Below are 26,630 nucleotides of genomic sequence, written 5' to 3' on the forward strand. Positions count from 1 at the left end.
AAATGTTTTTAAAAAGACAGCTTTAAATTTCTATGTGTAAAAAAGTTCTGGTTATAAGAAGGTAAATCAATTCTCTGGTTATAATGGTGTTTGGAAAGATTACTTGCAATCTTTCTAAACATCACTCCAGATTGTAAACTTGGGTTTAATGCAATTGGATTGCCTTTGTTATTAGCTGCGATAATATCTGCATCAGAAGGAATGGCTCCTAGAATATTTATATTCAATAATTGCAAGATATTATCAACTTCCTGGTTATGTTTATAACCATTTACAAGGAGAGATAATGGCTGTTTATTTTGTGATTCCAGTATACCAATTACCCTGTCTGCATCCTGTAATGCAGTTTTATCAGGTGTAGCTACAATAATAACTTCATCGGCTCCGTTTATTGCATAGAAAAATCCACTTTCCAATCCTGAGGGAGAATCAATTAAGATAAAATCATACAGTGAATCAATTTCTTGGAGCATCTCCACAAACGAGAGAAATTCTACCTCTGTCACTTGCTTTTTACTACCGGGTACTAAATGAAGGTTCTTTAATGTACGGTGTTTAACGACTATATGATTAAAGGAACATAGCTTTTGCAAATAATCCGAAATATCTAGAATAATTCGATTAGACAAGCCTAATGGAATATCAAGGTTTCGTAAACCAAAATCTGCATCAATTAAGCACACTTTATAGCCTTTTAATGCAAGGGAAATACCGATGTTAGCAGTAACTGTAGTTTTTCCAACCCCACCTTTCCCGGAAGTAATAGTAATTATTCGACTCATTTTTTAATCCCCCTAAAATGTAAAAAGGCTGATGAAAGAGGGCAGTCTCTCAACAGTAAGTTCGTAATGATCCATTAGTGAACGAACAATAAATCACTAATTGCAGTTAACTAGATTATTCCTAAATAATAATGAAGAAAGAACGTTTAATAGAATGAAAGTGAACGTAATATAGAACAATTTTAATATGAAAATTGGCGAAGAACCATATGTAGAAAATACTATCTATTCTATTGAATTTCAACCTAATGTAGGGGAGAGAGTTCTATTTGTAAGAGTTTTGGATGGGTAATAGGAAAAAAGCCTAGTGAAGAGTGACGGTTAATGGGCTCACTTTATTTGGAACAGAGCATATATAATTAGCTGTGAACGAAAAAAATAAGGACAATTACCTAATATTGTATCTGAAAAAAATTATTTTAAGGAAGGGTAATCCTTATAAAGAAAAAGGATGCTTGAATCTCCCAAAAAGGTAGCTGGGATCAGGCATCCTTTTTTTTTCGGATGGTATTAATTAAATAAACAAAATATAATCGAGCAGCGTATTTAAAACAAGGCAATTATATCTCTTGAACGGAACTATCGATAGAATATGGAGATAAATCGATATCACATGCAGATCCAAGGACAAATTTGGCCAGTTGTTGCCCGATAAAAGGACCCATTGTTAAGCCGGATGCCCCTAAACCATTCGCAATTGTTATCCCTTCATATTGCTGTAGTCTTCCGAACACAGGAAGAAAGTCATTTGTAAATGGACGAAAGCCAACTTTTACTTCACTCCAAATCCCGTCTGACAAGCCAGGGGCAAATAATAAAGCCTTATCGATAATTTCTTGTATTCCGGCAATTGTAATGTTGGCAGTTAAATCTGTCGTATTTTCGTGTGTTGCTCCTATAACAATATTATTATTTTCTAATGATAATAAGTATTGATCATGTGGTGGCATGACAACAGGCCATTCTGAACATTCAACATCCTTTAACTTTACGTGCAGAATCTGTCCCTTCTGTGCCTTCACGTCAAAAGATACTCGAAGTGCCTCTAGTAATTCATTCGCCCAAACACCAGCGGCAATTACTACTTCATCCGCATAAATGGTCGTGTTGTCACTAAGTGTAACTCCTTTTACCGTATCTTTTTCTTTAATTAGCGTACAAGATGATTGGATAAAGGTTGCACCTAATTGTTTGCTAGCCTCTATAAGAGCATCTCGTAATGCCCAGCCATTTACTCTTGCTGCTCCACTAATATGTAAAGCGCCGTATCCTGGAGCTAATAACGGGAACAATGCCTTTGCTTCTGATGAGGTAAGAATATTTACATCTCCAATTTCTGGTGCTTCTAATTTTCTTTTTAATGTTCTCTCTTTCATAGCTTCTAGTTTTGTAAGATCGGAATGAAGGCTAAGAGCACCAACTTTTTTATAACCAGTATGTAATTGATGATAGCTATTTAAATCTTCAACAAGGGATGGATAGTATTTCGCACCTTCTCTTGCTAATACATACCATTTTTTGTTTCTACGCTGGGAATTCCAAGGGCAAATGATGCCAGCTGCTGCCTTTGTTGCTTGTCCTTGGTCTTCTCGATCAATGACTATAACCTCTGCTCCACGCTTTGCTAATTCAAATGTAATAGAGGCGCCAAGTATCCCTCCGCCTACTACAATTACTTTTTTCATGTATTAATCAATTCCTTCTATATATTAAGTTAGGACTGGTTTCAAAGTTTGTTGGTCGTAATTTGAAAGTATATTGTCATCACAAATTATGGGAAGGGTTACCCTATTGTTTGCAAAGGGGGGCTAGCCTTTGAGTTATCCCTAAAATGCCTTCTTGTCATGTATTAATTTTCTTTTAAAAAACCAATTATTGAAAAACAGCCAAGGTAAAGAGCTATTTCTAATATAACATAGTGGTTCAAATAGAAAGAAATTCGCATTTTTTAACAAAAAAGAAAAATGTTGAGTTGTGTCGAAATAAAACGATAAAATACTTCTATTAAGAACGGTTCATTATTTTAATATTATTTAGTCGCTTCCATTTTTTGGAGTGATATATAGGAAAAAAGTGTGAAAAAAATGTGAACAAACGAAGAAAAATGACAATAGAAATATAATTGTAATATTTCTATTACTTAAATGACAAATTATGATGTTATACTTCTATTTGTGGCGAAAGATGTTTTATATAAAGAACTTTCGTCGAAAACAGGGTTATTGTTTGATTTACACTGTAGAGAATACTATATTATAAGAGTCTCTCTACCAATTACATCATAAACATAAAGAAGATACATAGATAAATAAATTAGAAGAATTCTACATTAGATAAATGTGCAGGGGGAAAATGGAATGTTAAAAAAGAAACTAGTGGTACTAAATACGACGATATTACTTGGATTGGGTACTAGCTTAGCGATCCCAGGAATAAATGCTCATGCGATTCAACCAACTAGCATTACGCAACAACAAGCATCTTTAAAAAGCCAAATTTCTGACGCTCAAATTAAAATTGTAGAAACGCAAGAAGAGTTAAAAAAATTAGAGGCTCAAATTAAAAGAGTAGATAAAGCAATTGAGGAAAATAAAAGTCTTATTGAGGAAACAAAGGCTAAAATGAAAGCTACGGAGAAAGAAATTGACTCTCTTGAGAAAAAAATAAAAGAATTAGAAGATAGAATTGAAAAGCGTAATGATGTATTAAAAGAAAGAGCACGTTCTTTCCAAGAAAATGGAGGAAGTGTTGATTATATTGAAGTATTATTCGGTGCTGCTAGTTTTAAGGAATTTGTTGACCGTGTAGGTGCAGTTGCTACAATTATGGAAGCAGATCAAGATTTAATTGCAAGCAATGAGAAAGATAAAGAAGATTTAGAAACAAAGCAAAATGAAATAAAAGATAAATATGATGAGTTGAATAATACGAAGTTAGATCTTGAAGAAATGCAAAAGCAAAATGAAGATCAACAGAAGAAAAATGAGCAATCCAAAAAAGATTTAAAGGCTAAAGAAGCTGAAAATAAAGAACGTAAAGCAGAATTGGAACAGAAATACGGTTCTTTACAATCTGTAGAGCCACAAATTAAAAAAATGATTCAACAAAAAGAAGAAGATAACTTAAATCAATTGGTTGCTTCGACAGTTGGAACCAATGACAGTGGGAGTGCTAGTAAGACTTCAAGTGAAAAAGCAAGCGGTGGTAAATCAAAAGCAATTACTGCTGGTTATAAATACATTGGGAATTCAACTTATAAATTTGGCGGTGGAAGAACTGCTTCCGATGTAGCAAACGGATTGTTTGATTGTTCTGGATTTGTTAGCTGGGCTTATTCACAAGCTGGATATAGCATTCCTGCAAGTACGGATGCTTTAAAGAACTCCGGAACGCGTGTGTCTACAAGCGATATGCAACCAGGAGATTTAGTGTTCTTTAACACATATAAAACAGATGGTCATGTTGGAATCTATATTGGTGGAGGTAAGTTTATCGGTTCACAAAGCTCTACTGGTGTTGCAATAGCATCTATGAATAGCGGGTATTGGAAATCTGTATTTAATGGAAGAGTTGTTCGTTTCTAATAGAATCATTTCAGGAAAGCATTACTAGTGAGTTTTATCTGGTAATGCTTTTGTTCTGTTTACTTATATAATACCCATTAGTAAAAAAAATATGCCTTTTTTTTGAAAGATGCGTTAATTTTTTATTTATCTCCCAACTTCAGTTAGACATTAATTACAAGCTTGTGAGCGTTTAAGAAGGATAGGTGGGAGAGTAAATAGCCCCTAAATGGTTTTCTAAGCTAGAACTAACCTTTAGTGAAGGATGAAGGACCACAATTTTTCTAAAAGGATTCACGACATTTTTATTATTAGTGTAATAGTAATTTGTTTCCCTCTATTATTAAATGGATAATATGATGGAAGATAAAAGCGAGTATTCTTAAGAAGGTAAAATTCTTGACCAATTAAAAAGTTTATTATAAAATTTTTAATCGGAATCGTTTGGATTTATGTTGACACCTTAATGGGAAAAGTCTATTATTAAGTGTCATGTATAATATATAAAAGAAAAAGGTAGGAATAGCTTTCATTTATGATTAATCTAAATAAATGAATAACTAGGTGTGTTCCATTTCTTCTTTAAATCGTAATGAATACGAAATGGTTAAAGGATAGATTTACTTTCTCAAACTAGGAAAGTAAGCTACTCAATATATGTTATAGAGTATATACCTGTAGGAAATGGCAAAAATTATAAAAGTTTAGATGTGTCTCGACAGTGGATGGACACGGAGATATATGTTATATCAATCATTGATATAAAAATCGGTATAACCAAGCTAGCCTCTTTGACATGGTATGGTTTTATATCTTAGATTAATCGGCTTTTATTTAAATAATGAATTGATGACGTGAATTACAAATGGAAAGGAGTAATTACTATGAAACTGGCGACAGTATCAAAAATTACATTTGGATATGAGCATGTCCCTTCTCTTGAAAATGTCTCTTTTGAATTAGAAAGTGGTGAGTTTGTTGGGATTACTGGCCCGAATGGTGCAAGTAAATCTACACTCTTAAAGTTATTATTGGGCTTGCTTAAACCTTGGTCAGGCAGTGTGAAAATAAGTAAGCTTAATTCGAAGGAAAAAAAATTAACAGTTGGTTATGTTCCGCAGCAAATCTCTTCTTTTAATGTTGGATTCCCGAGCACGGTGATAGAACTTGTTCGTTCAGGTAGATATCAGCGTAAAAAGTTTTATGAGAGACTGAAGGAAGTTGATCATGAGGCAGTGAAGAAGTCTTTAGAAATGGTTGGAATGTGGGAGTATCGAAATAAGAAAATAGGAGAGTTATCTGGAGGACAAAAACAGAAGATTGTGATTGCCCGAATACTAGCGTCAGAACCGGATTTACTTGTTTTAGATGAACCGACAACAGGCATGGATGCGGATAGTAGAAAAGGATTTTATGAATTTATGAAGCATCAGGTTAGAGAACATAATAGAACGGTAGTCATGGTAACCCATGATCAAGATGAAGTAGAAGGTTATTTAGATAAGATTATTCATATAGAGAAAGGAGAAAAAGGTGGATGGAGATGTTTGAGCTTGAATTCATGCAAAGAGCATTTTGGGCAGGTGGGCTCATTGCAATAATTGCACCAATCATAGGGATTTATTTAGTCTTAAGAAGACAGGCGTTAATGGCCGATACTTTGTCCCATATCTCATTAGCTGGTGTTGCGATTGGTTTTTTCTTTCAAACAAATGTGACACTCTCTAGTCTACTAGTCGTTGTCGCTGGGGCGATTGGGATTGAATATATGCGTCGTGCATATCATACTTATTCAGAAGTATCGATAGCTATTTTGATGGCTGCTGGTCTGTCATTTGCGTTATTTCTTATGAGCTTATCAAGTGGTGGAATGACGGCAAGCATGGATCAATATTTATTTGGGAGTATTATTACGATAAGTAAACAGCAAGTAAATGTGTTAGCAATTGTAACTGGAATTATTCTTTTATTTTTTCTTTTCTTTACGAGACAAATGTATATTATGACCTTTGATCAAGATACTGCTACAACTAGTGGGATTAATACAAGTATGCTATCTATTGCATTTAGCATTTTAACGGGTATTGCAATTTCTGTTATTATACCAACTATTGGAGTATTATTAGTTTCTGCCCTGTTGGTACTACCTTCTGCTTTTTCCATTAAATTAGTAAAAGGTTTTAAATGGGTGTTTATTGTTGCCATTTTAGTAGCGGCAGTTAGTATTTTTACTGGTTTATTTTCATCCTATCATTTAGGAACTCCTCCTGGAGCAACGATAACGTTATTATTGGTAGTTATCTTGCTTATAGGTTTCTTAAGTCAAAAGGTTTATATGATAGTTCGTCGTGCATCAAGCCAGAAAAATTATAAAAAAGTAGGGTAAAAAAAGAGGAGTCAGTGCTATTAATAGCTGGCTCCTCTTTTTATCTATTTAGTTAATATCCTTTATGGTAGTCTACTAAATTAATCGGGAGTGGTTCTCCTTTTAGATAGTAATTTGCATTCTGTAGAAATATTTCTTCTATCACTCTACTGCTATAATGCTCTGTAGAACCAGATGTGTGAGGAGTAATAATGACATTTTCTAAATCCCATAATGGACTTGATTGCTGTAATGGTTCTGTTTCAAAGACGTCTAATCCCGCACCTAATATTTCTCCACTTGTTAATGCTTCAACTAGATCATCTTCTTTCACAATTTCTCCACGTCCGATGTTAATAAAGAATGCTGACTTTTTCATTTGCTGAAATTGTTCTTTTTGGAATAAATGGTATGTATCATCAGTTAAAGGAAGAGTGACAACAACATAATCACATATTGGAAGTACTTCAGCTAGTTGATTGGAAGTGTATAATTTATCCACATAGTCTGTCGGTTTCAGCGAGTTTCTTACACCGATGACATGCATATCAAATGCTTTCGCAATTTTAGCTGTTTCTAACCCGATTGCCCCAACGCCAATAATGCCAATCGTTTTTTTATGAGCTTCCAACTTGATATCGGTACCATCCCACTTTTTTGTTTGCTGATTTCGAACATATGTATGAATATTTCTTGTTAATCCTAGTAGGAGAGCGAAAATCGTTTCAGAAATTGGATAGCTATGTACTCCGTTTGCGCTTGTTATAAAAATATTTTTTTTACTTAATTGATCTAATGGAAGGGTATTTATACCAGCGCTCCATGTTTGAATCCATTTGAGCTGGTCATTTTGGTTAATGCTTTGCATATCAAAACTATTTCTCCAACCAACAATTATTTCAGAATCAATCAAATGCTCTTGCCATTCATCCTGTTTTGATGCATGAATAATTTGCCATGCAGAGAATTGGGACTTAACTTTTTCCAATAGAGAAGGATGGAGGGGGTGGGTAATTAATATTTTTCTGCTATTCATATGGGGGACACTCCTTTATTATTTGATTGTATTATTACTATTGTAACAAATTATAAGATAATTGGAACTATTTTGCTTATTTAAAATGATTCTATGCTTTCTATTTGGAGGAATTACTAATTTAGTTGAAATATAAAGAATTATAAGTAGTTATTGAAGGATGAACTTGCTATAATGAAAATGCTATTAATGAGTAAGTACGTGGAAGTTAATGAATGGAAGTAGATGATGAAATAAAGTAACAGGAGATGAAATCTTGAATACAGAAGTAACTATTTTATTAACAAGTGATGTCCATGGAAATATATTTCCAGTGAACTATGGGAATAATGCGCCATCTGATGTGGGCCTAGGAAAAGTTGCTACTATTATAGCAAAGGAAAGGGCAAAGAATCCAAATACGATTATAATAGACAATGGTGATTTAATACAAGGTACGCCTTTAACATACCATTATGTGAATTTTTTAGCAGATAAAAAAAATCCAATGATAACAATCTTAAATCAATTAAAATATGATGGGGCTGTTATTGGAAATCATGAATTTAATTACGGTTTAACTATTTTAAAAAGTGCTGTAAAAGAATCAAATTTTCCTTGGCTTTGTGGGAATATTGTCGAAGAAAAAACAAATCAGCCGTTTTTAGGTACCCCTTATTTGATTAAAAGAATTAATGGCTTTAAAATTGCAATTCTTGGCTTGACAACGCACTATATTCCGAATTGGGAAAACCCTAAGAATATCAAAGGACTTCAATTTAATGATGCATTCGATAGTGCAAAAAAATGGGTAGATTTTATTAATAAAGAAGAACAGCCAGATGTTCTTGTCATTTCCTATCATGGTGGATTTGAACGGAATCTGGAAACGGGAGAGCCAACGGAAGTATTGACTAGGGAGAATCAGGGATATAGCATTTGCAAACAGATAGATGGTGTTGATGTGCTATTAACTGGCCATCAACATCGAGAATTAACTGGTAATATAAATGGCACAGAAATTATACAGCCAAGTAATAATGGAAAATTTGTGGGCAAAATAACATTGGTGCTTGATGAAAACGGGGAGGTAATAAAGAAAGACTCCGAATTATTATCAGTAGCAGATGTGGATGCAGATGAAGAAATCCTTATGTTAGCAAAAGAATATGAAGATAGTACACAAAAATGGCTGGATACGCCAATAGGACATATTGATGGAGATATGCTTGTAAAAGATCCAATGGAGATTCGCTTAGCAGATAGTCCGCTCATTGAATTTATTAATAAAGTGCAAATGGAAGCTGCGAATGTAAAAATCAGTAATACGGCACTCTTTAATAATGAATCCCCTGGATTTAAACCAAATGTGACAATGAGAGACATTGTTTCCAATTATATCTATCCTAATACATTCAAAGTACTAGCTTTAACTGGGAAAGATATTCGTGCAGCACTTGAGCAAAGCGCCAAATATTTTGCTTTGAATGAGGAAGGTGAACCAATAGTAAATCCTTCCTTTGTTTATCCTAAACCACAGCATTATAACTATGATATGTGGGAGGGTATTGAATATACACTTGATATAACAAAACCTCATGGACAAAGAGTCATTCAGCTAGATTTTGAAGGCAAACCAATAAATGAGGAAGCTATTTATGAAGTGGTAATGAATAATTATCGAGCTGGGGGTGGCGGTGATTTCTTTATGTTTAAGAATAAACCTGTTGTCCGAGAGATTCAATTTGATGCTTCAGAATTACTTGCAAATTATATAATGGAGCGAAAAATTGTACCCGCTACTTGTAATCATAATTGGAAAGTTATTTGGTGATTATATTTAGGGCTGAAAGCAAGTCTATAGGGTAAAATAGTCAGCTATTGTCGAGAGAATATATGTGGGTCTATCGATAGTAGCTGATTTTTTATTATTCTTTTAGACAAGTTTATTGACATGCCCTTTTATTTCATTTTTAATATTGTTAATATTAAAAAAATAGAAGCGTCAGGGGATGAAGATGTTGAGTAAACCGATAATAGGGATAACAGGTGCTTATATATTTAAAAATAAATTCATGGAAGGTACATACGTTCATCATGATTATCAAAAATCAATTGCTGCCAATGGTGGGTTGCCGATCATTCTTCCGTTTGTGGAAGAGAATCTTGCAGTAGAAATGGTAGATCTATGTGATGCCGTTATTCTAAGTGGTGGAGAGGATATAGATCCTATTACATTTGGAGAAGATCCACATCAAAATATCGGGGATACCATTCTCCTGCGGGATAAAGTGGAAATAAATGTAATTAATAGAGCGATGGAGACAAATAAACCAATACTAGCAATATGCAGAGGGATTCAAATATTAAATGTTGCTTTAGGGGGAACACTAATTCAAGATATTCCTTCTCAAGTGAAAGATAGTATTAAACATACTCAATCTGTGAAAAGAAGCTGGGATACTCATTTTGTAACCATAAAAGAAGATAGTCAATTAGCATCTATAATAGGAGAAACGAAAACAAGGGTAAATAGCATTCACCATCAAGCGATTGATATGTTAGCAAAGGATTTAGTGGAGGTTGCAAGAAGTAAGGATGGCATCATTGAAGCGGTCGAGCATAAGAGTTATCAAAATTTTTTGTTGGGAGTACAATGGCATCCTGAATCTATGGCATCTACCAATGAAAAGATGAATCAAATTTTTGCTGAATTTATAAAGAGAGCAAAACTAGAAAAAGTGAACATGTTACATAAAATGAAGTCATAAGAAAAAACAGTCATGAAGATAAAGATAAAGGCAAAAAAAGAAAAAGATGAAAAAAAAGTTAGTATTAACTCCTAAAATCAGCTAAAATAATAAGGTAAGACAATTTTTTCTTAGGAGGCATAACAATGAGCGAAAAAACATTTACGGTAATTGATGAAACTGGGATTCATGCAAGACCAGCAACATTATTAGTAAGCACTGCTAGTAAATACAAATCTGATATGCAAATCTCTTTCAAAGGTAAATCTGTAAACTTAAAGTCTATTATGGGCGTAATGTCACTAGGTGTACCAAAGGGTGGAGAAATTACTATTTCTGCAACTGGCGAAGATGAAGTAGAAGCAGTAGAAGGTGTAGAAACTGTCCTTAAAAAAGAAGGATTAGTTGGTTAATCTTTATGCTTCAATGACCCTCTGAAATGGGGGTCACTCTCATTTATTTTTTTGTAGCTTTGTTAAAGCGTTTACATTTCGATATTAACAAAAAAAGATCTGACTTTTGTTGTCTTTACATTACAAAAGCTAGATCTTTTTTTGTTTTTTTTCAATGATAAAATAGCGCATTTCATGGATGCGTTCGTTTCTATATATTCGCTATCTCCATTTCTCTCTGTACATAATATGAGAATTTTTAGTAAAATGAAAAGGGAATAGGAGGATTGGCATGATTGTAAAATTAGATGATGTGGGCTTAAAAAGAAATGGACAGTGGATTCTACAACATATTAATTGGGAGATTAAAAAAGGGGAGAATTGGATTTTATATGGTCTTAATGGTGCCGGTAAGACAGCTTTATTAAATATGATTTGTGCCTATTATCATCCAACAGAAGGTAAGATGGAAGTTCTAGGAAAGGTATTTGGGAAATCTGAATTAGGGGGAGCACTGAGAAGAAGAATTGGATTGGTATCAAATCGTCTGCAACAAAAATTATATGAATCTGACAGTGCATTTGAAATCGTGCTAAGTGGCGCTTATGCGTCTATTGGTTTATATGAGTCACCGACAACTGAAATCAGAAATCGAGCTATTGCTATTATGAAGCAGTTAGGTAGTTTGGAATATGCTGACAGACCATATAATAGCTTATCGCAAGGTGAGAGACAAAAGGTTCTTATTGGAAGAGCATTAATGCTGGATCCGGAGCTTATTATTTTGGATGAACCAGCAACTGGCTTGGATTTTTTGGCAAGGGAACAATTATTGGACACCATTTCAAAGATAGTAAACGAGGACACAAGCATCATTTATGTTACACATCATGTGGAAGAGATATTGCCGGTTTTTTCCCACTCTTTTCTCTTGAAAGAAGGTAAGGAATTTTCCTCTGGCTATACAAAGGATATATTAACGAGCAAAAATATGAGTAGCTTTTTTTCGTTACCAGTTGAAGTTATTTGGAATAACGAACGGCCGCTTTTGGCTAGAAAAAAGAGCTCACTGATCGAAAATTAGGAAAGGGAGAATAGATTGTGGCTTATAAAATTGTCTTTATAGATATAGATGGAACGTTAGTGAATGAGGAGAAAAAAATACCTCATGATGCAAAATTAGCAATTAATGAGTTAAAGAAACGCAATATTCCCATCGTTTTAGCAACAGGAAGAGCACCGTATTTCTTTTCAGATATATTAGCTGAATTAAATTTAACATCATATATCTCTTTTAACGGCTCGTACGTTGTTCATGAGAAAGAGGAGGTATATAAAAAACCGATTCCGATAGAGACGCTAGAGAAATTAGAACAAATTGCTTTAAAAAATGATCATCCGTTAGTATTTCAAGGAAGTAAGGAATGCTGTGCAAATCATCAAGAGCATGCTCATATTATTGAATCCTTTCAGTCATTGAAATTAAATGCGCCATCCTATCGAAAAGATTTTTGGAAGGAGGCGGATATTTATCAATGCTTGCTTTTCTGTGAAGAAAAAGATGAAAATTTATATGAAGAAACTTTTTCAACGATTCACTTTGTACGTTGGCATCCTTTATCAATGGATGTTATCCCCACTGGTGGGTCAAAGGCAGCAGGAATAGTGGAAATTTTAAATAGATTAAATATCGATCCTCAGGAGGCTGTGGCATTTGGAGATGGGTTAAATGATAAAGAAATGCTCTCGTATGTAGGTATGGGGATAGCGATGGGAAATGCTCATGAAGATGTTAAACCATTTGCGAAAATGGTCACAAAGCATGTGAATGAAGGCGGTCTCTCTTATGGTTTGAAAGAAATTGGTTTAATCTAGTATGGGACATTTTTTTTATACATAGAAGAAAAGCTGTCAAATGTTATTTTTTGGTCTTTTGACAGCTTAGAATGAAAAGGATAATCTAGTCTTTCCAATCTTCATACACTACTACTCCACCTGATAAATCGATGGTATTACGTTCCCCTTTATAAAGAAGTTTGCCATCTTCTTTCACGATTAGGTTTTCGTAGGTAAATACCTTTTTTCCATTTGGTAAGGTGATAACTACTTTTTCTCCGAATTCTTCTTTTCCTGTTCTGGGCTCACTAGCAAAATATTTATCTGAGAAAATATAGCCTCCAAATAGGGTAGTTAAGAGTAAGATGGAACCTAAAAAATAGATGATTTTTTTGCTAATACTATTTTTCTTTTCGTCGTGTTTTTCCGTACTTTTCATATGCGCCTCCACAATATCCCCTTTTCGTTAAAAATAATTGCTAAAACGGTATCAATGGCAGATGTAATAATAGGTTGATATATATGAAATTTCCTCTAAATTATGATATGAAACAAAAACATAAAGATGACGAAAATTTGAATGTAATATCGTTTTCCCTTTTTTGATGTAGTTTATTGTTAGGAAAGGTGTTTTCTAAAAGAATGTTGCTTTTTATAGGAAAAGCAATTAATGAGAATAACGGAACCGCTTGAATAATCGTAGCATCTCTAGGGGAACTGCGAGAAAGATCGATTCTTACAACATATGAGGCATAATGGATATGGAAAGGAAAAATGAATAGGGTGAATTTGTTTTTTATAAATATTCCTGAAACCTTTTTTATTTCTAATCGTATATTTGATAAGAAATAACATGAAGGAGGAATGATTAGGTGACCACATAATAAAATTTAAAAAATGGAAAGTGAATGATGTATATGGAAATATTCGGCTTTGATCTTCCCACCATTTATTTAACCGTATTAATAGGATCGGGAATATGTGTCATTTTAACATTATTATTATCAGATTTATTTGGCGGAGATATTGGTGTCTTCAATCCCACTTTAATCCTTGCTTTTTTTACGATATTAGCAGCAAGTGGCTATTTGATGGAAAAGTATTCCGATATCAATAGTGTTATGATTCTATCTATTTCAGCAGTTATTGCACTCATTGTTTCTAGCTGTTTACATTTTTTTGTATTTATCCCACTTGCCAATGCAGAGGAGTCATTGGTTTACAATGATGAATCATTAAAAGGGAGAATTGGCAGAGTGATTACTGCTATTCCGAAAGATGGATATGGAGAAATTTTAATTGAGAGTATAAGCGGTAATATTTCTAAGACCGCAGCAAGCTTTTATAATGAAGAAATTGGCTTTGGTGAGGAAACGGTTGTAGTAGAGATTAAAGAGAATGTTGCTTATGTAGTCCGTAATAACGGAATTTAGGAAAGTTAATAAGAGGAGGAAAACTGGATGCAAATGGAGATTTGGATTGTAATAGGAATTGTAGCAATTTTACTAATCGCACTTATTAGTATATTTATGGCAAAGTATAAAACAGCAGGACCTGACGAAGCGCTAATTGTAACAGGAAGCTATTTAGGATCAAAAAATGTTCATGTTGACGAATCTGGAAATAAAATTAAGATCATTAGAGGCGGAGGGGCATTTATTCTCCCTGTTTTCCAACAATCAGAGCCTTTAAGCTTATTATCTAGCAAATTAGATGTTTCGACACCTGAAGTATATACAGAGCAAGGTGTTCCAGTAATGGCAGATGGTACAGCAATTATTAAAATTGGTGGTTCTATTGGTGAAATTGCAACAGCAGCTGAACAGTTTTTGGGGAAAACCAAACAAGATCGTGAAAACGAAGCAAGAGAAGTATTAGAAGGACATTTGCGTTCTATCCTTGGTAGTATGACAGTAGAGGAAATTTATAAAAATAGAGATAAGTTTTCACAAGAAGTGCAAAGAGTTGCTTCACATGACTTGGCAAAAATGGGTCTGGTCATTGTCTCTTTTACCATTAAAGATGTAAGAGATAAAAATGGATACTTAGAATCCCTTGGTAAACCGCGTATTGCACAAGTAAAAAGAGATGCAGACATAGCAACTGCAGAAGCCGATAAAGAAACAAGAATTAAAAAGGCAGAAGCAGATAAGGATGCTAAAAAGGCTGAATTAGAAAGAGCTACGGAAATTGCCGAAGCAGAAAAAGAAAATCAAATGAAAATTGCTGATTATAGAAGAGATCAAGATATTGCAAAAGCGCGTGCTGACCAAGCGTATGATTTAGAAAGTGCTCGTTCTAAGCAAGAAGTTACCGAACAAGAAATGCAAATTAAGATCATTGAAAGACAGAAACAAATTGAATTAGAAGAAAAAGAAATTTTAAGAAGAGAAAAGCAATATGATTCAGAGGTTAAAAAGAAAGCTGATGCAGATCGCTATGCAATGGAACAGGCAGCTGAGGCAAATAAACGTCGTGAAATTGCAGAAGCAGATGCTAATCAATATCGTATTGAGTCACAAGCGAAAGCCGAGGCAGAAAAAGTCCGTGTAGACGGTTTAGCGAAAGCGGAAGCGGAAAAAGCAAAAGGGGAAACAGAAGCAGACATCATTCGCTTAAAAGGTTTGGCAGAAGCGGAAGCGAAACGCAAGATTGCAGAAGCATATGCACAATACGGCCAAGCGGCAATCTTAGATATGGTGCTTGACATGTTACCGGAATATGCAAAACAAGTGGCTAGCCCATTAGCGAATATTGATAAGATTACAGTTGTTGATACAGGAAGTGATGGCAGTAATGGTGGAGCAAATAAAGTAACAGGCTATGCGACAAACCTCATGTCAACAATGCAGGAATCTTTAAAGGCTTCAGCTGGGATTGATGTTAAAGAATTATTGGAGAATTTATCTGGTAAAGGGAATATTCGTCAAAGTATTAATGAATTGAATGATAATTTAAGTAATAAATCAGAATAAGGAAGAAAAAGGGTCAGATTTATAATCGGACCCTTTTTCAATATGCTATTATTCTTTCAAATCTTCAATGGAATCAATATCCATATAGCTTGGTACGACTAGTCCTAATTTTGTTCCTTCTAGGTTAGCGCCTAAATCTTCGAATTGGCCTTCATATTTGCTTGCATAGTCTTCATGTGTAATTGGTAACCAGCCAGCGATATGTGCGTCTAAGCTGCCGTCAGCAACACCAGTCCACATAGGACCTGCTTCTACTTGACTTAATGTTACATCATAGCCTAAATCTGTTAATACCTGGCCAACAACATTTGTACTTGCAATTTCGCTATCCCATGCAACGTAACCAATTTTAATTTTGTCACCATCAACGCTGTCAACGCCGTCAGTCCATTCACTAACTTTATCAGCATTTTCTTCAACCCAGCTTTCGGCTGCTTTTTCAGGTGACTCTCCTTCATAAATATCCATCATAACAACTCCCATATCTTCTGTTGTCCAATGGAAATTATCTAATACTTCATATGCTTCTGGCATATCTTCTTTTAAGCCATTACGTACAATGGAATGAATGTTTTCATCTTCACCATATGAGCCTTTTGGATCTTCTAAGTATTTCAAATCATAGGCAGTAAACATCCAGTGCGGAGTCCAGCCTGTTACAATGATAGGTTCTTCTTTATCATATGCTTTTTTTAGCGCGGCAGTCATCGCTGCACTTGATCCTTCTACTAAAGTCCAATCGCTTAATTCATAATCACTAATTGCTTGGTTTGTTGCTTTCATTAATCCTGCTCCAGGGTCAATCCCGATAATTTCATAATCGACCTTTTCGCCAATTGTAGCATTTTCGTTATCTGCACTGTCAGAACCACAGGCAGCTAACCCTAAAGTAAGCGTGATTGCTCCTAGTAAGCTTGTCATTTTTTTCATATTAATTTGCCCCCTTTTTTTTTGTGCCCACATTTTGGGTAATTCTATCTAAAATGATTGCAAGTACTACAATAGAAATACCGGCTTCAAACCCACGACCAATTTGAATCTGAGTTACAGCACGATAGACATCTGCACCTAATCCAGGCGCACCAACCATTGCAGCAATTACTACCATTGATAGCGCAAGCATGATACTTTGATTAATACCAGCTAATATAGTTGGCATTGCAAGTGGTAATTGAACTTTTAATAATTTTTGAGATGTAGTACTACCAAAACTTTCGGTAGCTTCTGTAATATCGCTTGGTACCTGTTGGATACCAAGAATTGTTAAGCGTATAGTAGGTGGCATTGCAAAAATTACAGAAGCAACTACTCCTGGCACTACCCCGATACTAAAGAAGAAAATGGCCGGTATTAAATATACAAAAGCTGGCATTGTCTGCATAAAGTCTAATATCGGGATTACGATATTGCGGACTGTATTGTTTTGAGAAGCCCAAATGCCTAGCGGAATACCAATAACAATCGAGATAAATACAGCTGAAAGAACAAGGGCTAATGTATCAATCATTGGTTCCCAGTAGCCTAAATTATCAACAAGTAATAAGCCTATAAGCGTAAATAGTGCAATCTTCTTATTCGCTAATTTCCAAGCCAGTAATGCTAATAAAATGATTAATAGAATAGGAGGAATGAATCCAAAGAAAGAAACTATAATATTAACTACAAATTCTAGTACTGCTGTAATTCCATCAAATAATACTTCAAAAGTAGTTGTAAGCCAGTCAACAAAGGAATCGATCCAATCTGCGACAGGCAGTTTAGGAAATAGATTATTCATTATTTTCCCCCCCAACTGGTACGGTTTCTGTCGGTGTAGGTGCATTAATAAGTTCATTATTACCAGCAAGAGCACCAATAACTGCACCTCTTACAAGAATTCCTTTTAATCTATTTTGATCATCTATAACAGCAACTGGAATGATTGCAGTGGAAACTTTATCGAATAGGTCAGATAATAATGTATCACCTGTTACCGTAATAACATCTTTTTGTAAGATGGCTTCGATTCCTTCATTTTTTTCGCTGGCTATACGTGCATCATCGGCAGTAATTGCTCCAAGAAGCTCTCTACGTTTATTTACAACATAGATACTTGAGATTCCGAGTTTCTTCATCATTTGTAATGCAACACGAGGACCTTTTTCTATATTGACTGCCTCTGCACGTTTCATTATGTGATTTGCCGTTAAAACTTTCGATAAATCAACATCTTCGACAAATCGTTCTACATAATCATTGGAAGGATTCATTAAAATTTCTTCAGGCGTTCCTACTTGGACAATAGACCCATCCTTCATTAATGCGATTCGATCACCAATTCGCAATGCTTCATCTAAATCATGTGTAATAAATATGATTGTTTTTTCCATATTTGATTGCAGGTCTAATAACTCGTCCTGCATATCTTTACGAATTAAAGGATCAAGTGCGCTAAATGCTTCATCCATTAAAAGAATATCTGGATCATTTGCCAATGCACGAGCAAGACCTACCCTTTGTTGCATCCCGCCACTTAGTTGGTCTGGATATTGATTTTCGTAACCTGTTAAACCAACTAGTTTAAGAGCTTCTAAGGCTTGTTCTTTGCGAGTCGCTTTATCTACACCTTGAATTTCTAAACCAAATTCAGCATTTTCTAAGATTGTTCGATGGGGAAGTAATGCAAATTTCTGAAAGACCATGCTTACTTTTTCTCTACGAACATTGCGTAACTCTTCTTTAGACATACGTACAATGTCTTTCCCATCAATATAAATATTCCCGATGGTTGGATCAATCAGACGGTTAAACATACGAACTAATGTTGATTTACCACTTCCTGAAAGTCCCATGATTACAAATATCTCTCCAGGATTCACTTCAAAACTAGCCTTATTTACCCCGACTGTTGCTCCTGTTTTTTTAAGAATATCTTTTTTTGATTCACCATTATTTAATAGCTGAATGGCCTTTTTTGCATTTTTCCCGAAAATTTTTGTTACATTTTCGATTTTTAATTTTGCCATACTTTCCATTTTTTCACCTCTTTAATTCTAACCGCTCTATTGTATATCGAGCCCTCACTTATTATAGGAGATAATTAGCAAGTATTTCAAACGGTATAATCAGTTGAAATCATTCATTCTGAACGTACAGAAAAAACTGAACGAACTGTAGGTGCTTAATTCTTAATAATGCGCCCAAATGCTTCCTTTTCCTATAGTTGATGTTACTTTACTTTTTTTTCATTCATGTTAATCTATAAACAGAATATACATTTAAGTTTTTGATTATTGATTCACCTTGATTATTGAAATAATCATTATTAAAATGATTAAGTAAACATAAAATATGGATGTGAATGATAAATGACGGATAGGGAGCAGTTAAATATTGCTCGAGAGAGAGTAATTGATTCTGTAGCACAAAATATGGATTTATATGGTGTAACAGAATCAATTGGTAGATTATATGGGATGTTATTGTTCCAGCAAGACCCAATGACTCTTGACGAAATGAAAGAAGAGCTGGGGATGAGTAAAACCAGTATGAGTACATCGGTTCGAACATTACTTGAATTGAAAATGGTGGACAAAGTTTGGCGAAAAGGTGTTCGAAAAGATTTATATAAGGCGGAAGAAGATTGGTATCAATCATTTATCGATTTTTTCACGATCAAATGGAGATTGGCAATTACGGAAAATGTGTATGCCATTGAAAAGTCCATTAATGAATTAAGAGTCTTAATAAATAAAGACGATATTTCTGAAGATGTTAAGAAAGATGCGGAAAATGACTTAGAAAAATTAAATTATGCAATCAATTACTATAATTGGCTAGATCGGTTTGTAGATAGTTTGGAATCACATGAAATATTTCATTTAGTACCAAAAAAAGAAGACGAAAAATAAATCTAAGTAAATTTTACTAAAAGGGTGTTTTCATATACGGTTTGATATAAAACCATATATGAAAACATTTTTTTGTTTTTTTGACGATAATAAAACCTTTTGGATTTACGCAAATAAAGTAAAAAAGAAAAGGAAATCTAAGGGAGAACAATTTGCTCAAAGTCAAAACTGGTTAAAAAACCTAAAAAATGTGCATTTGTCTATCGCACATTTTAGATTCCTGAATAGGATATATGGAATCAAAAAAAGGAGGTTTTTATTCATGGGTGAAGTTGGAGTAGGTTACGGCGGAGGTTTCGCTCTTTTAGTAGTATTATTTATTTTATTGGTGATTATCGGTGCTTCTTGGGGTTACGGCGGATTTTAATAATCCGTAACTGAATAGAATGTAAAAGGAGGAACTAGAATGTACGGATATGGTGGTTGTGGATATCCTAGCTATGGCTATGGTGGTGGAGGTTACGGCGGAGGTTTCGCCTTAATCGTTGTTTTATTCATTCTTTTAATCATTGTAGGTGCAGCTTGTTTCAAATGGTAAAATGTTGAAAAGGTGGAGACTGATTCGAAGGGATCAGTCTCCTTTTCTCTACTACTATAGCGATCAATTAAATGGAGTAAAAATTTTTCGTGTTTTTCAAAAGCTGGTTGTACATATCTGGTAATGTAATGTTTTTAATTGCCGATAAATAGTGAACGGTATCGTGAATCATCATTGGAACAGTTTTTTGATGGTGATAAGGTCCTTCGAGTGACCAAGGGCCATCTGTTTCTACCATTATATTTTCAATTGGGTATAGTTTTGCAAGTTGGCGAGTTTTTTCCTTATATAATAAATCAGGAGTAATGGAAATAGAATAACCATTTGATATCATTTGTTCAATTGTTTTGGGATTTCCCTTAAACCAGTGAAAATGTGCCATTGAGAAGCTGTGTTTTTCAAGTAAATGAATAGCGATATCTGCTTCTTCGTAAATACTATGTAGAATAACGGGTTTTTCTAATTTTTTTGCAAATATAATAAATAGCTCCAAAATTTCCATATAAGGTTCTAAAGGAATGCAAGAAGGAGATTTTCTCCGTATATAATGGGGCAAACCAACTTCACCAATTGCAGTCATGCTTTCTTGATTTTCGTGCATCCATGTAAATAGAGCAGATAAGGATTTGTCAGAAGGGATAGATTGTTCGGGATGATATCCATATGCGGCTTTAATAAAAGCGAACTCCTGGCTCAGTTTTTTCGTTTTTTTACATGATTCTAAATTACTTGAAACACTGATGGCATATTGCACTGTTTCTTCCATAGCAAAACGAAGTATATCGTCTCTGCTGTACTGATCTAAATGAATATGTGCATCTATTATCTGTTTCATCTTTCATCACCTTTAAATGTTAGATTGGAGAAATGACTTATAGTCTCCAATAATGGATATTTTCATTCATTCATTATAACAGAAGGAAAGAGTAGGAAACCAATCGAAATTAATAGGAAAGAACATTGATTTTGAGTACTTTCATCCATTTGATAAAATGAAGGGATAAGAGGTACATAAGGGGGGATTGTAAGATGGTTTCATTAGTAAAATTAATCAAGTCTGCAAATCATTTAGTTGTATTTACAGGTGCAGGTATGTCAACAGAGAGTGGATTACCAGATTTTCGGTCAGCTAACCGTGGATTATGGACAACCGAACAAAAGCAATATCTTTCCAGTACGAATGCCTTAAATAATCATTTACAAGAATTCACCGATTTTTATAGAAAAAGAGTACAAGGTATCCATGACTTAAAGCCACATAAAGGGCATGAAATTCTGGCTGAATGGGAAAGAAAGGGGTATTTAAAACAAATCATTACCCAAAATGTTGATGGATTTCATCAAGAAGCAGGAAGTGAGAAAGTCGCTGAACTACATGGGACACTAAAAAAGGTTCATTGTGAAACGTGTGGAAGAAGCTATCTAAGTGAAGAATATCTACATGATAATTATACATGTGGCTGTGGTGGTGTATTGAGACCCTCCATTATACTCTTTGGTGAAATGCTCCCAGAACAGCCTTTTTTAACGGCAGAAGAAGCTGCCATTAAGTCAGATGTTTTTTTAGTATTAGGTTCTTCTTTATCAGTATCACCAGCAAATCAATTTCCATTGCTAGCAAGTGAAACGGGAGCTAAGTTAATTATAGTAAACAAAGAACCAACAGAAATGGATCGGATAGCAGATATCGTTATTCATGAACCAATTGGCAACGTATTAGAGGAAATAAATTCTAAGCTATAATGAACAGTATGGGGGAGAGCAAAAGAAATTAAAGCTTCTTTGAGAATATAGAAGAAAATAGTCGAAATAAAACTAGTTTAAATACATTTAAACCCATTGCAAACTTTGATATATCGAGATAATATAAGGGAATGGACTAAATTTGAAAGCGTAAAAAGAGAGGAAAGTAACATGTCAAAGAATTTTAAACAGGATGTACTGTCACGTCGCACCTTTGCGATTATTTCCCATCCGGATGCTGGTAAAACGACATTAACGGAAAAACTATTACTATTCGGTGGCGCTATTCGCGATGCTGGAACTGTTAAAGGGAAGAAGACAGGGAAATATGCAACAAGTGACTGGATGGAGATAGAAAAGCAAAGAGGAATCTCTGTTACTTCCAGTGTGATGCAATTTGATTATCAAGATGCACGCGTAAATATTTTGGATACACCAGGTCACCAAGACTTTAGTGAGGACACTTATCGTACACTTACAGCAGTTGATAGTGCTGTCATGATTATTGATTCTGCAAAAGGGATAGAGGAACAAACATTAAAGCTATTTAAAGTTTGTAAAATGAGGGGTATTCCTATTTTTACTTTTATAAATAAATTGGATCGCCAAGGGAAAGCACCTCTTGAGTTACTTGCAGAATTGGAAGAAGTGATGGGAATAGAGTCCTATCCAATGAATTGGCCAATTGGAATGGGAAAAGAATTCCTAGGAATATATGATCGATTTTATAAGCGGATTGAACAGTTCCGTGTAGAAGATACTGATAAGTATATTCCGCTGAATGAAGATGGCGAAATTGAGGGAGACCATCCAATTAAACGGGATTCCTTATATGATCAAACGTTAGAAGAAATTATGCTATTAAATGAAGCGGGGAATGAATTCTCTGAGGAGAAAATTAACAATGGGGATTTAACACCAGTATTTTTTGGGAGTGCCTTAAGTAACTTTGGAGTTCAAACGTTTTTAGAAACCTACTTGCAATTTGCTCCATCGCCACAAGCAAGAAACTCTTCTGTTGGCGAGATTAATCCGCTTTCTGAGGAATTCTCAGGGTTTATTTTTAAGATTCAAGCGAATATGAATCCAGCTCACCGTGATCGTATCGCATTCCTACGGATTTGTTCTGGGAAATTCGAACGAGGAATGACTGTTAATTTACCGAGAACTGGAAAACAAGTGAAGTTAGCTCAATCGACTCAATTTATGGCAGATGACAGAAGCACTGTAAATGAAGCAGTTAGTGGGGATATTATTGGATTATATGACCCAGGGTTTTATCAAATTGGAGATACGTTAACCGTTAGTAAAACATCCTTTCAGTATGAAAAGTTACCACAGTTTACACCAGAGCTTTTTGTAAAGGTAACAGCAAAAAATGTAATGAAACAAAAGCATTTTCATAAAGGGATTCAGCAGCTTGTTCAAGAAGGAGCAATTCAGCTGTATAAGACTGTTAAAACAGAAGATTATCTTCTTGGAGCAGTAGGTCAATTGCAATTTGAAGTGTTTGAGCACCGCATGAGAAATGAATACAATGTTGAAGTAATTATGGAACATGTTGGCTCTAAAATTGCTCGTTGGCTAGTAGATGAAGAAGTGAATGAAAATCTTTCTAGTGGAAGAAGCTTATTGGTGGAGGATCGTTTCGGTAAAAAAGCATTTTTATTTGAAAATGAATTTGCCTTAAGATGGTTCCAAGATAAAAATCCAGAAGTGAAATTATTTAATCCGATGGATGAACAAGAATAAGATAGAAATAAGATTGTTTCAAATGGATATCCCCCCGTTTGGTTAAGGGTGTTCCATGGCTGGAACAGTCTTTTTTTTATTTGGAATAATCCTTGTTTCCAAGCGACCTGATGTAATCTATTTAGATAGATTCATTTGGAGGGTCAATCAATAAATAAATAAATAGATATTATAGAAAGGAGGATATCTGTCAAAAGAGTATGTCAGGTTTTTGAACAAATGTAGGAAGAAAAATAGATGAAGAAAACAAGTGTTTATTGAAAAAGGAGAGGGAATGTTATGTTAATATAATATATTTCAGAAGAATACTATTTGTTTTTTCTGATAATTATTAAAATAATTAATAAATTATTTGTTTTAATAGTAGGAATAAAAGTCTTTCGATAGTCGAATTACTGATATATATAGTTTTTGTTTGCCTAAATAAATAATTAACACTCGATAATTATAAAAATTAAAAGTTTTCAAAAAACTATTTGTATTTAGAAAAAAAATAGGTATAATAAAAACAAGTTGTTATAAAAGTTAACAAACAAATGTTAACATATTTGACTTGTTAGCAATTTAGCAATGATGATACTATCTTTCGATGCAATAAGAGTATTCTATTAAGTTAAAAAGATTGAATATTCGTTAAATGGAAGTCTGATAGTATGATAACAAAATAGATAATAGGGGGATATGTTGCATGAAAAAAAGTTTTTCGCTTACTCTTAGCATTTTACTAGTGCTTGTACTTGCTTTAGCCGGCTGTTCAAGTAAGACAGGATCTGACGAGGATGGTAGCAGTGGAGAAACATCAAATTCTAGCAGTCTACTTGATACTATTAAAGAAAGAGGAACTTTAAAAGCTGGTATTAATGATGCACTTCCTGGCTTTGGATACATAGGATCAGATGGAGAAAATACTGGTTTTGATGTTGATTTTGCAAAAGCAATTGCAGCAGGAGTACTTGGAGATGCAACGAAAATTGAATTTAGACCATTATCAGCTACCGACCGTTTCACCGCTGTTCAGTCTGGTGAAGTTGATGTGTTAGTACGTAACACAACTTGGACAACAAACCGTGATGCCGAAGTAGGCTTAAGCTTTGCTCCAGTAATTTTCTACGATGGGCAAGGAATTATGGTACCGAAAGATAGTAATATCAAAACGTTACAAGATTTAGAAGGAAAAACAATTGGTGTAGAAACAGGAACAACAACTGAATTAAACTTAGCGGATCAAATGAAAGCTGCAGGAGTTAATTATACAGCTCAAACATTTGATAACGCTGATGCTGTTATAGCTGCATATGAGCAAGGTTCTATTGATGCATGGACAACTGATAAATCAGGACTGGTTTCTCGTCAGTCTACATTACAAGATCCAGATGCGCACATTATTTTAGATGAAACACTTTCAAAAGAACCTTTAGCTCCAGCTGTTAAAGATGGAGATGAAAAATGGGCAGATGCGGTAACTTGGATTGTATTTGCAACAATTCAAGCAGAAGAATTTGGTATTACGTCTCAAAACGTAGATGATTTCTTAACTAGTGAAAATCCAGAAATTCAACGTTTATTAGGAGTAGAAGGAAACCTTGGTGAACAATTAGGACTATCTAATGACTTTGCCTACCAAGTAATTAAACAAGTCGGTAACTATGGTGAAATTTATGATCGCAACTTAGGTCCTGATACAGTGTTCAAATTAGAACGTACACAAAATGCATTATATAGCGATGGCGGATTATTGTACTCTATTCCGTTCCGTTAATATGAATTATTAAGTTGAAAAATAAGGGGGTTCTCAAATTGTCATACCCTTTTGAGTTCCCCCTATTCTTTTAGGTGAGAGGTGAGAAAGAGTGGAAGTAAAAAAGACAACATCGACTCCTCTTTGGAGAAATAGAAAAATAATACCGATTATTGCTCAAATCCTCTTTGTCATTATAGTAGGAACAGTGATTATTTTTATGGTCAATAATGTGATATCTGGTCTTGAACAAATAGGATTGACATTAGGATTAGATTATTTAACTTTAAAAGCATCTTTTCCGATTTCAGAATCTATTATTAGCTATACACCTGATGATCCATATATACGTGCATTATTGGTAGGATTATTAAATACGTTTAAGGTTTCTATCTTTGGAATTATATTTGCAAGTATTATCGGAGTTATAGTGGGTGTTGCACGTTTATCTGATAACTGGTTAGTAAGCAAGGTGGCTACTGTATATGTAGAGGTTTTTAGAAATACTCCCCTTTTGGTACAAATATTTATATGGAATTTTGCCGTATTTTTACCGATGCCAAAAATACAAGAAGCACTCTCTATCGGTTCTTTCTATTTTTCTAATAGAGGGGCATCCATCCCATGGTTTACATTACAAGATAATACGCTTATTTGGTTAATCGTACTCATTCTCCTCATTGTAGGTAGTGTATTTTTATTCAGAATATTAACAAAGGTATCATTAGAATCAGGTAAATCTACATATCCACTAATCTCCAGTATCGGATTAATAGTAATTGGCGCGATTATTACTTTTCTTGTTTTAGGAAATGGCCCATTTGGTCTATCTGTTCCAGTTTTTAATGGAAATTCTTTTGATGGTGGAACATCTTTATCTATTGGGTTTATGTCTGTGCTCGTGGCACTAACTATCTATACATCTACTTATATTTCAGAAATTGTCCGTGCTGGAATTATGGGCGTTCCAAAAGGACAGACAGAAGCTGCAAAAGCACTTGGCTTTAAAAGTCGCACTGCGCTTCGGTTAATTATTTTTCCACAGGCAATCAGAATAATTATCCCGCCGTTGACAAGCCAGTATTTAAATTTAATAAAAAACTCAAGCTTAGCGATGGCGGTAGCATATCAAGATATTGTTGGAATCGGAAATACAATCATTAATCAAACGGGACATACGTTAGAGACACTATTAATTGTAATTTCTGTATATTTACTGTTTAGCTTAACTACATCCCTGTTAATGAATCTTTTCAACAAAAAATTCCAGCTGGTAGAAAGGTAGGGAAGC

General features: G+C 34.4%; 24 protein-coding genes and 1 pseudogene. 17 read left to right on the forward strand and 8 right to left on the reverse strand.

The window, feature by feature from the left end; all coding sequences use genetic code 11:
- Window positions 1–8: 8 nt before the first annotated feature.
- Together minD and ACWNMZ_RS10640 are read right to left on the reverse strand one after the other, a co-directional pair.
- Window positions 9–782: a septum site-determining protein MinD gene (gene minD / locus ACWNMZ_RS10635; protein ID WP_048717691.1), complete on the reverse strand. Its 774-nt coding sequence runs from the start codon at window positions 780–782 to the stop codon at window positions 9–11.
- Between the two features lie 560 nt (window positions 783–1,342).
- The gene (locus ACWNMZ_RS10640; RefSeq protein WP_251627381.1) at window positions 1,343–2,467 is read right to left on the reverse strand and encodes an NAD(P)/FAD-dependent oxidoreductase; all 1,125 of its coding nucleotides are present in this window, start codon (window positions 2,465–2,467) and stop codon (window positions 1,343–1,345) included.
- A 672-nt stretch (window positions 2,468–3,139) separates the two neighbouring features.
- Between ACWNMZ_RS10640 and ACWNMZ_RS10645 the strand changes: the two genes are divergently transcribed.
- The 3 genes from ACWNMZ_RS10645 to ACWNMZ_RS10655 all read left to right on the forward strand — a co-directional run bounded on the left by ACWNMZ_RS10645 (window position 3,140) and on the right by ACWNMZ_RS10655 (window position 6,731).
- Window positions 3,140–4,366: a coiled-coil domain-containing protein gene (locus ACWNMZ_RS10645; RefSeq protein ID WP_031539916.1), complete on the forward strand. Its 1,227-nt coding sequence runs from the start codon at window positions 3,140–3,142 to the stop codon at window positions 4,364–4,366.
- Window positions 4,367–5,229: 863 nt separating this feature from the next.
- The gene (locus ACWNMZ_RS10650; protein WP_235250365.1) at window positions 5,230–5,946 is read left to right on the forward strand and encodes a metal ABC transporter ATP-binding protein; all 717 of its coding nucleotides are present in this window, start codon (window positions 5,230–5,232) and stop codon (window positions 5,944–5,946) included.
- Window positions 5,883–6,731: a metal ABC transporter permease gene (locus ACWNMZ_RS10655; RefSeq protein WP_031539913.1), complete on the forward strand. Its 849-nt coding sequence runs from the start codon at window positions 5,883–5,885 to the stop codon at window positions 6,729–6,731. Before ACWNMZ_RS10650 ends, ACWNMZ_RS10655 begins: the two co-directional genes overlap by 64 nt.
- Before the next feature lie 52 nt (window positions 6,732–6,783).
- Here the strand turns inward: ACWNMZ_RS10655 and ACWNMZ_RS10660 are convergent, their stop codons facing one another.
- A complete protein-coding gene (locus ACWNMZ_RS10660) occupies window positions 6,784–7,746 on the reverse strand; it encodes a D-2-hydroxyacid dehydrogenase (protein ID WP_031539911.1) in 963 nt (320 codons plus the stop codon).
- Window positions 7,747–8,002: 256 nt separating this feature from the next.
- On the opposite strand from ACWNMZ_RS10660, the gene ACWNMZ_RS10665 reads away from it, so the two are divergent.
- The 5 genes from ACWNMZ_RS10665 (at window position 8,003) to ACWNMZ_RS10685 (ending at window position 12,742) form a co-directional block, all read left to right on the forward strand.
- A complete protein-coding gene (locus tag ACWNMZ_RS10665) occupies window positions 8,003–9,559 on the forward strand; it encodes a bifunctional metallophosphatase/5'-nucleotidase (RefSeq protein ID WP_031539909.1) in 1,557 nt (518 codons plus the stop codon).
- Window positions 9,560–9,743: 184 nt separating this feature from the next.
- A complete protein-coding gene (locus ACWNMZ_RS10670; protein WP_031534087.1) occupies window positions 9,744–10,496 on the forward strand; it encodes a gamma-glutamyl-gamma-aminobutyrate hydrolase family protein in 753 nt (250 codons plus the stop codon).
- A gap of 125 nt (window positions 10,497–10,621) precedes the next feature.
- On the forward strand, window positions 10,622–10,888 hold the full coding sequence (locus ACWNMZ_RS10675; protein ID WP_251627379.1) for a phosphocarrier protein HPr: 267 nt from the start codon (window positions 10,622–10,624) through the stop codon (window positions 10,886–10,888).
- 271 nt (window positions 10,889–11,159) lie between these two features.
- Window positions 11,160–11,951, forward strand: coding sequence for an ABC transporter ATP-binding protein (locus ACWNMZ_RS10680; RefSeq protein WP_251627377.1), 792 nt, complete (start codon window positions 11,160–11,162; stop codon window positions 11,949–11,951).
- A 17-nt stretch (window positions 11,952–11,968) separates the two neighbouring features.
- Window positions 11,969–12,742 (forward strand): Cof-type HAD-IIB family hydrolase, encoded by a 774-nt coding sequence (locus tag ACWNMZ_RS10685; RefSeq protein WP_251627375.1) that lies wholly within the window; start codon window positions 11,969–11,971, stop codon window positions 12,740–12,742.
- Between the two features lie 85 nt (window positions 12,743–12,827).
- Here ACWNMZ_RS10685 and ACWNMZ_RS10690 read toward each other — a convergent pair whose 3' ends face one another.
- Complete coding sequence (locus ACWNMZ_RS10690) at window positions 12,828–13,142, reverse strand: hypothetical protein (RefSeq protein ID WP_031534095.1); 315 nt, start codon at window positions 13,140–13,142, stop codon at window positions 12,828–12,830.
- A gap of 472 nt (window positions 13,143–13,614) precedes the next feature.
- Between ACWNMZ_RS10690 and ACWNMZ_RS10695 the strand changes: the two genes are divergently transcribed.
- Window positions 13,615–14,136, forward strand: coding sequence for a hypothetical protein (locus ACWNMZ_RS10695; protein WP_048717690.1), 522 nt, complete (start codon window positions 13,615–13,617; stop codon window positions 14,134–14,136).
- 27 nt (window positions 14,137–14,163) lie between these two features.
- On the forward strand, window positions 14,164–15,678 hold the full coding sequence (locus ACWNMZ_RS10700) for a flotillin family protein (protein WP_031534099.1): 1,515 nt from the start codon (window positions 14,164–14,166) through the stop codon (window positions 15,676–15,678).
- Between the two features lie 48 nt (window positions 15,679–15,726).
- On the opposite strand, the gene ACWNMZ_RS10705 is transcribed toward ACWNMZ_RS10700, so the two are convergent.
- From ACWNMZ_RS10705 to proV, 3 genes are read right to left on the reverse strand one after another with little or no spacing between them, the layout of a single operon-like run.
- Window positions 15,727–16,608: a glycine betaine ABC transporter substrate-binding protein gene (locus tag ACWNMZ_RS10705; RefSeq protein WP_031534101.1), complete on the reverse strand. Its 882-nt coding sequence runs from the start codon at window positions 16,606–16,608 to the stop codon at window positions 15,727–15,729.
- A 1-nt stretch (window position 16,609) separates the two neighbouring features.
- Entirely contained in the window at window positions 16,610–17,455 is an 846-nt protein-coding gene (locus tag ACWNMZ_RS10710; protein ID WP_031534103.1) for an ABC transporter permease, read from the reverse strand.
- Window positions 17,448–18,692: a glycine betaine/L-proline ABC transporter ATP-binding protein ProV gene (proV, locus tag ACWNMZ_RS10715; RefSeq protein ID WP_031534106.1), complete on the reverse strand. Its 1,245-nt coding sequence runs from the start codon at window positions 18,690–18,692 to the stop codon at window positions 17,448–17,450. Before proV ends, ACWNMZ_RS10710 begins: the two co-directional genes overlap by 8 nt.
- 333 nt (window positions 18,693–19,025) lie before the next feature.
- On the opposite strand from proV, the gene ACWNMZ_RS10720 reads away from it, so the two are divergent.
- The 3 genes and pseudogenes from ACWNMZ_RS10720 to ACWNMZ_RS10730 all read left to right on the forward strand — a co-directional run.
- The gene (locus tag ACWNMZ_RS10720; protein WP_031534108.1) at window positions 19,026–19,568 is read left to right on the forward strand and encodes a GbsR/MarR family transcriptional regulator; all 543 of its coding nucleotides are present in this window, start codon (window positions 19,026–19,028) and stop codon (window positions 19,566–19,568) included.
- Window positions 19,569–19,830: 262 nt separating this feature from the next.
- Window positions 19,831–19,935, forward strand: a complete 105-nt coding sequence (locus tag ACWNMZ_RS10725; protein WP_081836530.1) for a YjcZ family sporulation protein — start codon at window positions 19,831–19,833, stop codon at window positions 19,933–19,935.
- Between the two features lie 87 nt (window positions 19,936–20,022).
- Window positions 20,023–20,106, forward strand: a pseudogene (locus tag ACWNMZ_RS10730) (YjcZ family sporulation protein); the annotation flags it as partial.
- A 67-nt stretch (window positions 20,107–20,173) separates the two neighbouring features.
- Here the strand turns inward: ACWNMZ_RS10730 and ACWNMZ_RS10735 are convergent.
- On the reverse strand, window positions 20,174–20,941 hold the full coding sequence (locus ACWNMZ_RS10735; protein WP_031534110.1) for a TatD family hydrolase: 768 nt from the start codon (window positions 20,939–20,941) through the stop codon (window positions 20,174–20,176).
- Between the two features lie 194 nt (window positions 20,942–21,135).
- Between ACWNMZ_RS10735 and ACWNMZ_RS10740 the strand changes: the two genes are divergently transcribed.
- The 4 genes from ACWNMZ_RS10740 to ACWNMZ_RS10755 all read left to right on the forward strand — a co-directional run bounded on the left by ACWNMZ_RS10740 (window position 21,136) and on the right by ACWNMZ_RS10755 (window position 26,624).
- A complete protein-coding gene (locus tag ACWNMZ_RS10740; protein ID WP_031534112.1) occupies window positions 21,136–21,849 on the forward strand; it encodes an NAD-dependent deacylase in 714 nt (237 codons plus the stop codon).
- Between the two features lie 171 nt (window positions 21,850–22,020).
- The gene (locus ACWNMZ_RS10745) at window positions 22,021–23,601 is read left to right on the forward strand and encodes a peptide chain release factor 3 (protein WP_031534114.1); all 1,581 of its coding nucleotides are present in this window, start codon (window positions 22,021–22,023) and stop codon (window positions 23,599–23,601) included.
- Between the two features lie 688 nt (window positions 23,602–24,289).
- Window positions 24,290–25,360: an amino acid ABC transporter substrate-binding protein gene (locus tag ACWNMZ_RS10750; protein ID WP_031534116.1), complete on the forward strand. Its 1,071-nt coding sequence runs from the start codon at window positions 24,290–24,292 to the stop codon at window positions 25,358–25,360.
- 91 nt (window positions 25,361–25,451) lie between these two features.
- Complete coding sequence (locus ACWNMZ_RS10755) at window positions 25,452–26,624, forward strand: amino acid ABC transporter permease (RefSeq protein WP_031534118.1); 1,173 nt, start codon at window positions 25,452–25,454, stop codon at window positions 26,622–26,624.
- The last annotated feature ends 6 nt before the right edge of the window (window positions 26,625–26,630 follow it).

Source organism: Niallia sp. Marseille-Q9988 (assembly GCF_976954375.1).